We start from the raw sequence: 13,507 nt of genomic DNA, 5'->3' as shown, positions 1-13,507 counted from the left end.
CGCGAAACTGTTGCGACTTAATCTATATAAAATTCTGCCAAATCACAATAAATGGGATTAAACAAAACTTTTATATGGATAATGTAGGTAAATATTACACAAAACATTGCTTATACGGTAGTTTTACCGTGTGTTCCTTTATTATTTACAAAATTTTACGAAATAGCTTTATATATTTCTGCGTAAACACACGCATAAGTGTAAAATTTTTAGTTTACAGAAAGACCTATAAGCACAGGTTCCGGTATAAGCGTCACACCAAACTTATTACGCACACCGTCAATAACAGTTTTAGCTAAAGAAAGCACGTCGCTAGAAGAAGCATTATTGCGATTCGTCAACGCTAAAGTATGCAAGGAAGAAAGACCTGCTGCAGAGACTTCACCATTTTTACTAAGCCTAAATCCTTTATGGAAACCAGCATGGTCAATAAGCCAAGCCGCAGAAGTTTTTACACCTTTAGAACCGTCCGGAAGAAGCGCTTCAAAACGAGGAGCATCCTCAGGCAATAAATCAGCCTCAGCTCTTGTCATCACTGGATTCATAAAGAAACTGCCACAACTATGACGATCGCTATAAAGATTATCACCCTGCAAAAATTCGCCAGTAATATAGTCTTCACTTTGCAATTTCAAAGCAATATCAACACTTTGAGCGCTTTTTGTGCCACACATCCACTGATTTTTGTATCTCGAAGCATCTTCGAGCATGCCTTTAGAAGCTCTAACACGCAAAACTTCGCGACGAATTACCGAAGTTTTCATACGCTCGCCTACTTCAACTTTCAAAGCACGAGCCAACTGCGAATGAGCAACAACGCCTGTATCACTATGCTTCAAACAAAAAGTAACAGACAAAACAACGTAACGAGGAGTAGGAAAATACGAATCGCTTGGAACTCCTGCAGAAGCGTACATGCTTTGTTTAAGAGCAGAAGTACGATACCCAAAATGCAACTGATCTTTTGACAATTCAAGCGTTACTTTATTTTTGCGATCCCAAACTTCTACAGAAGTAACGCTTTGAGAAACTTCCTGGCCATACGCACCAATATTTTGTACAACAGAAGCACCAACAGTGCCAGGTATTCCAGAAAGTCCTTCTACACCCCCTAAACCAAGATTAATAGCGTAAGTTACAAAATCATCCCAATTGCAGCCAGCCTCTGCATTCACATGTACAATATTTGCACCAGTTTTGGCGTCAACGCCATCTTCTGCTGGCGCTGCTTCATCGAGAACGTTAATAGCGCGACGAGCATCGCGCACAACCACACCATTAAAGTCAAGATCCGAAACCAGCATATTAGATCCGCCGCCGATTACACATAGCGGAAGATTAGCCTCATCTGCATCTTCAACGGCTTCAATAACAGCAACGCGCGTTTTTGGCTCTACGAAGCGAGTAATTTTGCCACCAACACCAATTGTTGTAATATCTGCGAAAGTTGGATTTGCTGTAGACGTAGTAGATGATGCTTGCATAGTCATAGTTTTAATCTTAACAACACTAAATAACAAAAACCCCGCAAAAAGCGGGGTAATAAGTATAAAATCTGCGCAATCTAAATAGGTCTAAAAAAGACGCTATATTAACGCAGCAAGCTGAATATTTTCAGCGAGTCTCGCGATGAAGCGTGTGCTTGCCGCAGCGTGGGCAGAACTTGTTCAACTCAAGACGATCAGGCGTGTTACGACGATTCTTCGTCGTGATGTAGTTACGCTCCTTGCACTCCGTGCATGCCATTGTGATGCCCGGACGGATGTCGGCGCTCTTGCTTGCCATTTCGTTCACCTCTACAATTCATTGTTGGCCAGCCAGTCTCCTACTGGCCGTTGTAGCGAGGAAGAGACTCGAACTCTTGACCTTACGATTATGAGTCGTACGCTCTAGCCAGCTGAGCTACCCCGCCAGAGAGCCTCGAGTGAGAATCGGACTCACGACCTCTTCCTTACCAAGGAAGTGCTCTACCACTGAGCTATCGAGGCGTGGCGGGTAGTGGATTCGAACCACTGAAGCACGAAGCGGCTGATTTACAGTCAGCTCCCTTTGACCACTTGGGAAACCCGCCAGCAGTCTGTCGTAAGAAGTGAACTTCAAACGGCAACTTTGCTATTTTGCCACGAGTGCAAGACGAATGCAAGTCTAAGACACGCCGAAAACAAAATTTTATGCAAAAAAGCTAGTTATTTAGCGAAAAACCATCTTTTTTTAAATCTTCGCAAACTGTTAGAACGCGATCATTCGCCTCGCGCTCACCAATGCTAATACGAATACCTTCGCCAGCAAAAGCACGAACCGATAACCCGACTGCCACAAATCGCTCAGTTACACGCTCAGTATCTGCACCAAACGGCATCCAGAAGAAGTTTGCATACGCATCCTCAATATTCCAGCCTTGATTGCGCAAAGCCAAAATAATGCGCTCACGCTCAGAAACAAGAGCCGCAACGCGCTCATTCATCTCCTTAACTGCTAAATCTTCCAAAGATGCCAAAGCTGCAACCTGTGCTATTTGAGAAACTCCAAACGGAACAGCAACCTTTCGCATGCCCTCTACAACCTCTGCAGGAGCAATACCGTAGCCAATACGCAAACCAGCTAAGCCATACGCTTTCGAGAAGGTTTGTGCAACAACCACATTTGGATACTCACGATACAACTTCATGCCATCTGCCGTGCCTTTTGCGGTATTGAACTGCACATAAGCTTCGTCAATAAGAACAAGTACATCGCTTGGAACAGCGTCCAAAACTCTGCGCGCGTCAGTTTCGCTAAGAGACGCAGAAGTTGGGTTATTAGGATTGTTCAAAATAACTAAGCGCGTACGCTCATTAATTGCGTTAATAATTCCATCTACGTCGTGAGAGCCATCGGCACGATTAGGAACTTGCACGCTTTTAGCTCCAGCGCCAGTGACAATAATCGGATAAGCTTCAAAGCTTCGCCAAGGGTACACAACTTCATCACCAGGTCCTGCAACAAAGTCAACAAGCTGCGTAATAACTTCCGTCGAACCGCAGCCAAGCACCACTTCGTCTGGCGTAACGCCAAAACGCTTAGCGAGCTCTTCAACAACTTGCGTACCGCGCATATTTGGGTAACGGTTGATTACATTAAGCGCGCGAGTTGAAATAGCTTCTTTTACACTTTCTAAAGGCTCATAAGGGTTCTCATTGCTGGAAATCTTATACGCACGAATGCCATCCAATTTAGGAGCTGGTTTTCCCTGTTTGTAGCTAGGAATCGTATCTACAATGTTACGGTGTTTATATGTCATACTTCTCCATAATACTCCACGCACGACTTAACTGTGCAATAGCGCATCACATCTTACGCGCAGCAATAAAAAACGCTGGGAATGACATTTGCATCATTTCCAGCGTAAGTTTTATTGTTTCAACCGGCTAAATACTAGCCAAGAATAGCAAGCACGTCGCGAGAAGACACGATTAAGTAATCCTCGCCATCGTAATGCACTTCAGTGCCACCGTACTTGGAGTACAAAACCTTGTCTCCAACCTTAACGTCCATAGGAATACGCTCGCCCTTGTCATCACGACGACCAGGACCAACCGCAAGAACTTCGCCCTGCTGTGGCTTTTCCTTTGCATTATCTGGAATATACAAGCCAGAAGCAGTCTGAGTTTCTGCCTGAGCCTGCTTTACAATAATCTTATCTTCCAACGGTGTGAGCTTAATCGACACTGTCGCCACCTCTTTCTTAAGAGAGATACTAATTTTGTACGCAAGCGTTTTACATACGAGGCTGACGATCACGTTTGCAATCGCACTTACGTTCTGTGTTTCATAGTAGCGCGAAATTAGCACTCTAACAACTCGAGTGCTAATCTTTTAAGAAAATTTTTAGAAAATTCTTAAATTAGGCATTGCGACGAGCTAAAACTTCGCGCAAATTTGCCACTCCGAGTGAGTCTGCGGAACTTGCCGGAGCTTCTACTTGACTTTTCTGCTCTTCTGCATGAAATTGCGAAGAAGTTGACTTTTGCAAATTTTTAGCATACTTAGATTCAGAAGTCTTCGCACTTTTAGCAGCTTTAGATTTAATAGCTTTAGATTTAGCAGGCTTAACCACAGGTATTGCTTTAGCAACCTGCTTAGTTGACTTGATTTCCAAACTTTCTGGAGCTTTTGCTGCAGCAACAGAATCGCCCAAATCATACTTGACGTCGCTTCCAAGAGAGAATGAAATCAAATCTTGATTATTTTTGACAGCAGCGGAATCTTTAGAATCTTCTTTAACAGCTAAATTAGCTTCTTTAAAGTCTTCTTCGTACTCTTTTTCATCAATATCTTCAGCAACGTTTTCATAAACGTTCTCAGTATTTTCAGTTGCTTCACTTCTTGCAAGAAGAGCCGCATTACGCTCCTCTTGAGCACGCATTAACGCGACTTTAATTTCGCCCTTTTCCATAACAGAAGTTGCGGTATCGTCGCGAGAAGAATGTTGCTCAACTGATTCTGAAGGTTCACTCTTCAAAGATTGTTCCTTCGAAGCTTCAAGTTTCAAAGATTCGCCATTCAAAGACTTGTTGCGCAAAGAATCATTTGCCAAATCTACAGATTCCAAAGATCCAGCACGCATCTTAGCTACGCGAGCTTCCCATTCGCGAGCATGCTTAGCGGCACGAGAACCGAAATAAAGAACTGCAGCCAGCATAGCTCCTGGAATAAGCACGAAAGCTGGCGAAAATGCTCCAGAGCACCCAACTATAAACACAAGAACTGTTAAAACAGCAAGAGCGCCAACCAATACGCAACGGCGACGAATAGCGGCTCGTCTTGCAGCACGAATACGCGCAATACGTTCAGGAGTTAATGTTCGTTTTCGTTGAGTCGGTTGCATACAAGCCCCTTTTGCCAACATACCTGTGCCGTCACAAATGCGTGCAGCACTCCACTCACCTACAAGATGTAGTGTTGGTGAAAACCTATCCTCGCGATGCTCAAGCATGGTCTTCATGCCATTAACCGTGCGTTTAGGCAACCACCCGAACCATAAGGCTACGAGGATGATTAACACAATTAGTGCGCTAACCGATTCATAACCCATATCTATTAATATAAAGACGTCTAAGGATGTGTAGCAATATAAACGCGTCGGCGTGTCGCCAAAATGTGGGAATATGCCATCTTTCTTCACACAATATGCTGTGTTAGCACTAACGGTTATTAACGTGCTTCATAGCAACAATCGCAAGTGAAGGATTCACAGACTGAGCTTGCAACAAACGTAAAGCGTCTGCAGCAGGCATGGCAAGAGTCGTAGTATTCTGCTGATCTTGAGAAGATTGTTGACTTTTAGCTATTCGCATTACAATAACGTGATTAACAACATCTACATACCTTCTATCAATCTGCGTAATATCAGTTTCTTCAGTTTCTTCAGATTCTTCGTCGCTACTTTCGCTATTTTTACTATTTTCGACATTCTCGCTATTTTTACTACTTTTACTACTTTTACTTGCAGAACCGCCGGCTTCCTGCGTATTTTCATCATTTTTTATAGAATCATCCGACTTTTCGCCCTCGTCTTGCAACGGCTTACTAAAAGCAAGATCTACCTCTTCTCCAGGTATTATCGTGTGATCTGCGCTAGATAAATGCACTGAAATCGAAGTAAAACCTTCAGGAATATCCGGTACATGACTTACAGCATTTTGCAAAATTGGCATACCAGTTTTTATTTCACAAGTTGCAATAAGCGGATTGCGCGAGTTTACGCGTCCAGCAAGCGCATAGCGAAACACGGAATGTTGCGGAACTCGAATGTAATTAACATCCGTTTCGCGGATCTTAGATCCTTGATGAATATTATGAGCAGCTACTGGTATTACTTGCGTGGCTTGGGAATCAATAATTGTAGATACAACTAGCAAAGACATTATTGCCGCGCATAAAATAACAATAATTTTCCGCACAAAATCGTGTTGGCGCCTTTTAACCAATGCGCTAGAGCTATCGGAGCGTTGAAACCCCGAGAATAAAGAAAAACTTGTACTCATAACATGCATTTTTACGTAAGCAAAAGAGTCACGCAATAAAAATTGCGCGTTGTGGATAAAACCTATCAACGCGCAACTAAAGTGCAAGTAAAACGCAAATAAAGCGCTTTTATTTACTTATCAGTTCTGTAAAAGCCTTTGCCTTTAAAATTGATTGGAGGAGCAGAATACACTTTGCGAACAGTGTTTTTGCCGCACTGAGGGCAAATGGTAATAGGTTCATCCGAAAATGATTGATGTTCAGAAAAATCGTATCCGCATTCTTTACAACGGTAATGATAAGTAGGCAAAAGTTCCTCCGAAGTTTCACAAATATAAGACAAAAAACTTACTGTTCCTTCAAATATCCTATTATACGCCGTGACAGCCGAGGCAAACTCATAAGTTTATTGGCCAGCGAGCGCGACTAGTTTCGCCCGCGCTCAGAAAACACAGCCCAATGCGGAGGAAGCTCGCTTAAAATGCGATTATCGTCATCCAAAGCACGCTGCTCTTTCGTAAGTTCATCAGAAGGCTCTAGTTTTACGCCATCGGCATCAAAAAGCTCAGAGCCTTCACGCACTACTCTTACAGATTTGCGCGGAGAGCGTCGATTAGGATCATAATCGCTCATTCGTTGTCACCATACAATTCGCCGAGCCTTGAAACAACGCGGTCAACTTCTTTTTCTGGATTAACGAATGCACCAACGCTCCAAACAGTCATAACAGACCATCCAAGAGCTTCCAAATCTTGAATCATCATACGATGACGTTCACGAGTGGACTGAACACTCATAAATTGAGCATCGTCAGTAAGCACAGCCAAAGCAAACGGCTTATCTGCAAGACCGACAACAAGCGGAATACGAACGCCGTTATCGAAACCATAATTAACCGCTACATTTAATCCGCGCGAACGAATACGCTCAGCTAAATCAGTAAATAGCACATTATTTTGAGCATATTCAGCAGCAACTTGCGCTTCAACATCATGAGCATCTTCCGGACGCAAAGGCTTATCGCTTAACTGCTCAGCCCACTGCAACAAAGTCTTAAGTAACTTTGGTCCATCCTGATGCAAACGCTCATCATCCATATCTTTGGAAGTAAATGCGCTAACAATATCAAGATGCCTACGAGCCAAAGCAAGCGCATCCAAAAGCATACCCTTGCCGCCTTCTTCTTCCAGCAAACCAAATTGCTGAAGCAAACGTCCGTGAGAAGTTTTTGCGTAGCACAGAGACAGAATAACATCCGTAGCAATAGCTCCAGAAGCTTCGTGAACACTCATTAAACGCACATGACGCAAGAATCGAGCCATATTTTCGTCTTTAATAGACAAAGACTTCAATTCTGCACCCAAACGACTGCGGAATACGTTTGTTAAAGTCACAACCACAAGCATGTAGCTTGAAGGAACAACAGTGAAAGTCTTCGCGCGCTGACGAATAAGCTCAACTACTTCGTCAATTTCGCGCTGACTGCTTTCAATCAGTCCGGAAGACAGCACTGGAACTCCAGTAGCATCAACCTGGTGCAGACGCACCTTGCCTTGCAAGCGTTCAATAGGAACATCGTGACGCAACTTTCCGTAACCATGTTCTTCCAAGAATCGAGCCAAGCGCAAGGAACGCCTTGTAGCGCGAGAAACAACTGTAACAAATGGCAGAATAGAAATAAGCTTACGCAAACTTTCGGAGCTTACAGTCTGCTTATGCGCAAGAACAACTACTTGCGAAGCTCGAGCCAAAATAGAGAATAGTTCAATATTTGATATATGCTCTGCAGAATCAATAATTACAGTGTTCGCAATGGTGCTAAGCGGAGTCATCATAGTAAGCGTTGATGGCATAGCCACTAAGATTGGCTTTGCAGCAAGCAGAATCTCGGCATAATTGCGCAAAAGCTTATTAAATGTTATTCCGGAACGGTTGCTTGCAAGCATAGTGTGCAGTTGATTTGCTTCCTGAGTATGCGAGAACAGCAATTCGCACAAATGCCTCATAGCTTCTTGCTGAACCATTGGGCCAATAGAACGCACATGCTCAGTATCTACTTGTACAAAACGATCCGAAGCATCCTGCATAGCAGAACCATCTTGATGCGAAATAATCGCAGAAGAATTAACAATATCTTCAAAAACTGTAGTCCACCAGGCAAGCTGCAACTCGCCATCAAGAGCATCTCCTGTAATATGACGATGACGCAAATCGCTTACTAAATCAAGCAAACCAGCCTTGCTGAATTCACTTTCCAACTTGCAGCGACCTGGAAGAGTATCAAGAGATGCGCGATCGTCGTGCAAATCCTGCAAACGTGACTCAAGCTGCGCAAACTCAATATTTTCAAGATCTGCACCTTGACGAGTCGTAGATAATACTGCGTCAAGAGCCACCAGATTCCTAGATAATACTTCTTGAGTATTTACCAATTCGTCTAATTTTGGCGGCAAAACAGGCCATCCACCGTGAGGCACAAAAGTACGCCACTGAGCAGCCTGCTGAGAAACAATCTTCAAAGCTTCATGCAAGTCGTCAACCTTAGCTCCGACTCTAAGCAAACTACGCGCTTCACGCAGGTGACGGCGACGCTCCCAGAAGCCCATAATCGTGCCTTCAGCTTTTCTAACAGCTTTCGGCTTACTAGCTTCAATCATTGCGTCCAAATCGCGCTCAAAAATTTCAGGTTGGAACACATCGAGTACGCGTCGCAAATTCTTCAAAACAGTAACTTGTCTGCTCCATTCGCGCGCAGTTGTTGGAACAGGGAAACCGCAGCTTTGAACAGTGCTTTTAACCTGCTCGCGAGTAGCAGGAAGTAGCTTAAGAAGAACATCTACTATTCGCTGATACACCGATACAGCTTCGTTTTCGTCGTAAATAGAAGCGCCAAACCACGGAGTATCTTCAGGATTAATATTAAATTCACCAAGTTCGTCCGCTTGATGGAATTTTTGCAACCAAGTATCGATTTGACCAGTAATTGCATGTGCTGCAGCAACGTCTAAACGCACGTGCGTAGAAGGATGCGTTGGGAGCATAGCAATTGCAGCAAGATTTTGTATTGTTTGATACGCCGACACTCCCCAAGTTTCATTAACTCCGTGAAGGTCACCTAAATAGCGAGTAAGACGCGAGCGCACACCAACTAATTCGTCGGCAACCTGCTCAAAACGCGATGTTGCAACGCTTTGACGCGCTCCAACCGCAGAAATAAGCTGCGAATCAACATGCTTAGCAATATGCCCATCTGCAACGTCTAATGCTAGTGAAGAAATTTCATGCGTATTAAGCGTATAACGGAATCTACGCTGTTGTTCAATCACATTTGGAACATACAAAACTGAGCGTCCTGCAAGAACCGAGCGTGAAGCGATTGCGGCAGCAATAGCGGCCGAATCCGAACCGGAATCAATATTAACGAATAACGAGTTTCCGGAAGAAACAAGATCTGCAGCATAGCGAACGGTGTTGTCAACATCTCCAACTTCGCACTCACCATGTGGATCTGCATCAAAAGGACTATATTCCGGCTTATTATCAGCGTTAATCGCTTGTATTGAACGCTCATCTCCTGCCATAGCGTCAATAAGCGTATTTCCAACATTGCCGGACTGTAAAGCGTTAAGAATTTGCTCACTTTCCGCCACAAAACGAGATCCTGCATCCGTAAAGCATCCAAGTACAATATCTCGTTCAATGTCGAAATCTGGGAAAGAAGTGCGTGCTTTCTTGCAAATAGCGTCAAAAACAACAGAAGTTTCTGGAGTACCGCTTTCGTATTGAGAACCGTCAAATAGCACGTCCTCACGAAGCTCAACTCCGCGAGCACTCAAACGCTGAACAAGCGCATGGTTTAGACCAACGCTACCGGAGAAGTAAATAGTTGCTGCAGTTTCGTCTTGATTAGTATCACGAACTACATGCACCGGGTATGTGAGAACTGGAACATGATTACCATTCCAAGATGCAACTCCAACAACCAGAGAAAGCTCAGATACGCCGCTTTCGTGCGCTTTTGCGTCGCGATCTTCAAAAACGCGATCCAATCTACGCCCAGCAGCACGCAACATTCCAGCATCGCGGAATAAAGCTTTTAACGTTACTTTTCCACTTGCAAAAAGTTGCGCTATTCCAGAAGGATGTGCGTGAGTAAGCTCTAGTTGCGCTGCAAGTTGCGTAATATCTTCTAGTGGAGAAGGAGATAGCTGAGACTGATACTGCTGCTTCCAAGCAACAATATTTTTGATTGCGCTGCTTCGAGCACTTACTTGTGAATTGTTTTGATCAACGCTGTTCTCAACATTTTGATCAACGTTCAGCTCACTTCTTTGCTCAACGTTTTGCTCGCCATTCTGCTCGCTGTTTGCCTCACTCATTTTCCCACCTACTCACTTACTGTTCAATAGCTTTACGGTATGCACTATAACCGCTGTTACGCGCAAGTGCTGCATCTACATCCGCATTGCCTTGTGCTGCAAGCCAAGCGTATAAGTCGTCGTACAATCCAGGATTTGACGCTAAGTATGGCAGCAATTCGGAATGTTGAGCCATCTCAAATTGCTTTGAAAAATCTGTACTTTCTTCTGCTTCTTTAGAAGTGAATCCGCCAGCTTCTACAATATTTTGTTGAGCGTCAAACTCGCCTTTCGATACTTTCTCAAATACGGATCCAGGTTCAAAAGCAGGAGTATAAGATGCGTCGGAATCAATACCACTAATATCACTAATATCAATACTTGTGGCTGTAAAGCGCGAATCAAGCGGACCTATATTTGTGTAATTTTCGTACGCTTTATTAGAGTCTTCGTGAGTTAAGTAATATCGATTACCTTCTAATGGATTTGATGCGGTTTGGGAAGGCTCGACTTCAGCTGGTTCTGTTTCAGTCGATTCAATTTCAGATGATTCGACTTCAGCTGATTCAACTTTATCTGATTCGACTTCATAGGACTCAGCTTGAGCGGATTCTACTTGAGATTGCTCTGCCTGAAGAGGCTCTACATTAAGCGGTTCTGCATTAAGCGGTTCTGCTTGAGATTGCGCAACTTGAGCATTTTCGCTCTCTGCTTGAGCATTTTCACTTTCCGCTCGAGCATCCGCAAACAAATTACGCGGCTCAACAGGCGCTTCCTGCTGCTCCAAAACAACAGGAACTGTTACATCGTGATTAATTGGTGCAGCATTGATCGGATCTGAATCAACCGACGCAGAATCAATCTGTTCAGAATCAACCAACGCATTATCAACCGACGCACTACCCTCAAGCGCATCCTTAATAGATTTGCCTTTTTGCCAAGACAATCCAGGTTCCGACACTGACTGTGCGTGGAAAATTCCAGTCGGCTCGCCCGCGCGCAAATCAAGAATCTGATCTACCGACAAGCCAGACGCGGCAGGCTCCTCATGCTTTTCATCATCAGTGGCATAAGAGAACAAGTCACGCACATTACTAGTCTCTTCTTCCTGAACTTCATCTTCTACGCGCACAAAATCAACAGGAACATCACCAAACTGCATTCGCATTAAACTGTCTGGAAGCTGGAAATCAACATCTGGGTCGAGTCGCAACAAATCACCATTTGAGCCAACTAAGTAAGTTCCGTTTGTTGAATGTAAATCGCGTATTGTTGCCACGCCTTTAGGATCAACAATGAGTAGCGCGTGGCGCTTAGACATAGAACGCTTATTATCTACTATGTCAATGCGCTTAAATCCATCTTCACGCAATGGGCGTATAGGCTTTCGACCAATCTCAACCGACTGACCTGCTCCAACGCGCGCCTGCTCAACACCACCTACTGTAATCATCCAGCGCTGCACGACTTGTCGCTCACTCACGTGATCTGCTCCCTTCAGAAAACACACACTACCTTCTATTGTGTCATGCTTTGTGTATATTGCGCTAGTTTTTATTGATTTTTCGCATAAAAATATTACATATTTACGCGAGAGGCATAAACTACTCACCGCTGCGCTGTTTTGGTCGGATTTTCTTGCGTAGGCGACATAAACTACTCGCGCGCGTGCTGTTTAGGTCGAAATCTTCCGCAAAAGCGACCTAAACTTATAAATACTATGTCTTAAACTTTGATTTTTCGTAAGTTTAAGTTGGCGCTATAACAAACACCACTTTCAAAACTTAAAAAATATTACAGTTTTGAAAGTGAAAATACGTATCTACTTTCAAAAGTGAAAAATACTACTATTCCGAAAATAATATTAGCGATGATTCCACATTGGAGCGCGAACTTTCGCCACTAAAAGCAATAAAAGACTCTTACCCTAAAATCCTGCTTGCAAATACGCGTCATGATTCTTACGACATTGAAGGAATCCGCGTAATAGACATAGCGCAATGGCTTCTCGAAACAAATTGAGCCAAACAGTGGAACGCATACGAAGAAAGGGCTTGGAGCCTGATGCCCCTAGTAGCACCAAACCCAAGCCCTTTAACAAAACCGACTCGTTTCCCTAACAAACAAGCCAGCCAAACACTCAACAGTCACGCCATCGAAAGCCAGCGCACAACACTACCGTGAAGAAAGAGATTTGGCAAAACAGTAGAATCATGCAAAAGCCCGAAAGCAAACCCGCTGCAAGAACATAAAGCCCTTACAGCACGTTGAGTGAAAGATTTAACAAGTGAGCGCACCATACTCACATACGGCACGCTCACAAACAAATCATTAAACAATCAACACGATTAACGTGTTAAAAGCTTAGTGACGGATCTTGCGAAGAGCAGCGCCCATGCCAGCAAGCACGGAAGCAGCAACAGCAGCCAAAGCTACAGCAGCACCGGTCTTAGCCAATGGAGCAGCAGCAGCCTTCTTAGCTTCAGCCTTAGCAGCAGCCTTAGCTGGAGCCTTATCTCCATCGATTGGACGATGAGACTTCATTACGGTGCGGTTCTTGGAATCACGTGGGCCGTAAACATCCTCAGTAGAAAGGCTTGGGAGACGGTTGTTAACGAAGTTCTCCTTCTCCTTCTCCATCTCAGCAACGCACTTAGCCTTATCTTCAATAAGCGCATCTACAGTGCCACATGCGTAAATCTTTTCAATCTTCTTGTTGTACAAGCGAACAAGCTCATTGTTCTTAGCTTCTACAGCACCAGCATGCTTGGAATACTCAGGATTGTAACCCTCGTTGTAAACTGGGTTCTCGTATGCTGGATAATCTGTAGCCTTAATGCCCTTTTCATCGAACTTGGAAGCTTCACCAAAACGCATGTCGCTAGCCTTAGTAGGAGTTTTTGGAGAATCAGTCTGAGTAGTATCACCGAGCTGTTCAGTAGTGCCGTGCTTAGTAACGTCACCATTAGTGCCGGAACCATAGCCAGAAAAACCTGCAGCGAAAGCTGGGGCGGCGAAAGCCAAGCCGGAAACGAGGGTGGCGCCAGCAGCGAGTGCGGCGATAGCCTTCTTGTTAAACATAATATTTTCCTTTCTTCTTCTCCACCACGCTTAAAACGCAGTGAAAAACATAAACCCACAAA

Annotated in this window: 11 protein-coding genes, 3 tRNA genes and 1 pseudogene; 1 reads left to right on the top strand and 14 read right to left on the bottom strand. The window is 44.1% G+C overall.

Annotation, left to right across the window (positions count from 1 at the left end; translation table 11 throughout):
- Positions 1-209: 209 nt before the first annotated feature.
- The 13 genes from ACLD5M_RS02675 to ACLD5M_RS02615 all read right to left on the bottom strand — a co-directional run bounded on the left by ACLD5M_RS02675 (position 210) and on the right by ACLD5M_RS02615 (position 11,847).
- Positions 210-1,490 carry an FAD-binding protein gene (locus ACLD5M_RS02675; RefSeq protein WP_410314553.1) on the bottom strand — a complete coding sequence of 427 codons (1,281 nt, stop codon included), beginning with the start codon at positions 1,488-1,490 and terminating at the stop codon, positions 210-212.
- 124 nt (positions 1,491-1,614) lie between these two features.
- The gene (gene rpmG / locus ACLD5M_RS02670; protein WP_004105548.1) at positions 1,615-1,785 is read right to left on the bottom strand and encodes a 50S ribosomal protein L33; all 171 of its coding nucleotides are present in this window, start codon (positions 1,783-1,785) and stop codon (positions 1,615-1,617) included.
- Positions 1,786-1,838: 53 nt separating this feature from the next.
- A tRNA-Met gene (locus tag ACLD5M_RS02665) sits at positions 1,839-1,912 on the bottom strand.
- Between the two features lie 4 nt (positions 1,913-1,916).
- Positions 1,917-1,988 (bottom strand) — tRNA-Thr (locus ACLD5M_RS02660).
- 1 nt (position 1,989) lies between these two features.
- Positions 1,990-2,071 (bottom strand) — tRNA-Tyr (locus tag ACLD5M_RS02655).
- 111 nt (positions 2,072-2,182) lie between these two features.
- A complete protein-coding gene (gene hisC / locus ACLD5M_RS02650) occupies positions 2,183-3,280 on the bottom strand; it encodes a histidinol-phosphate transaminase (protein WP_004135754.1) in 1,098 nt (365 codons plus the stop codon).
- A gap of 134 nt (positions 3,281-3,414) precedes the next feature.
- Positions 3,415-3,708 carry a co-chaperone GroES gene (gene groES, locus ACLD5M_RS02645; RefSeq protein WP_004127748.1) on the bottom strand — a complete coding sequence of 98 codons (294 nt, stop codon included), beginning with the start codon at positions 3,706-3,708 and terminating at the stop codon, positions 3,415-3,417.
- A gap of 175 nt (positions 3,709-3,883) precedes the next feature.
- Positions 3,884-4,867, bottom strand: a complete 984-nt coding sequence (locus ACLD5M_RS02640) for a hypothetical protein (RefSeq protein ID WP_410314635.1) — start codon at positions 4,865-4,867, stop codon at positions 3,884-3,886.
- Between the two features lie 316 nt (positions 4,868-5,183).
- Entirely contained in the window at positions 5,184-5,942 is a 759-nt protein-coding gene (locus ACLD5M_RS02635; protein ID WP_410314552.1) for a hypothetical protein, read from the bottom strand.
- 197 nt (positions 5,943-6,139) lie between these two features.
- Positions 6,140-6,316, bottom strand: a complete 177-nt coding sequence (locus ACLD5M_RS02630) for an FmdB family zinc ribbon protein (protein ID WP_029600038.1) — start codon at positions 6,314-6,316, stop codon at positions 6,140-6,142.
- A 116-nt stretch (positions 6,317-6,432) separates the two neighbouring features.
- On the bottom strand, positions 6,433-6,639 hold the full coding sequence (locus ACLD5M_RS02625; protein WP_004127727.1) for a hypothetical protein: 207 nt from the start codon (positions 6,637-6,639) through the stop codon (positions 6,433-6,435).
- The gene (locus ACLD5M_RS02620) at positions 6,636-10,385 is read right to left on the bottom strand and encodes a helicase (protein WP_410314551.1); all 3,750 of its coding nucleotides are present in this window, start codon (positions 10,383-10,385) and stop codon (positions 6,636-6,638) included. Before ACLD5M_RS02620 ends, ACLD5M_RS02625 begins: the two co-directional genes overlap by 4 nt.
- 16 nt (positions 10,386-10,401) lie before the next feature.
- Positions 10,402-11,847, bottom strand: a complete 1,446-nt coding sequence (locus ACLD5M_RS02615) for an FHA domain-containing protein (protein WP_410314550.1) — start codon at positions 11,845-11,847, stop codon at positions 10,402-10,404.
- Positions 11,848-12,221: 374 nt separating this feature from the next.
- Here ACLD5M_RS02615 and ACLD5M_RS02610 point away from each other — a divergent pair.
- Positions 12,222-12,386: pseudogene (locus ACLD5M_RS02610) on the top strand (ATPase); the annotation flags it as partial.
- A gap of 342 nt (positions 12,387-12,728) precedes the next feature.
- On the opposite strand, the gene ACLD5M_RS02605 reads toward ACLD5M_RS02610, so the two are convergent.
- On the bottom strand, positions 12,729-13,445 hold the full coding sequence (locus ACLD5M_RS02605; RefSeq protein ID WP_410314549.1) for a hypothetical protein: 717 nt from the start codon (positions 13,443-13,445) through the stop codon (positions 12,729-12,731).
- Positions 13,446-13,507 lie beyond the last annotated feature (62 nt).

Origin of the sequence: Gardnerella sp. Marseille-Q9185, assembly GCF_046508745.1 — a bacterium.
GTDB classification, from domain to species: Bacteria; Actinomycetota; Actinomycetes; order Actinomycetales; family Bifidobacteriaceae; genus Bifidobacterium; species Bifidobacterium greenwoodii.
Note: the sequence above shows the minus strand (reverse complement) of the source record. Positions and strands in the feature narration are given on the sequence as shown.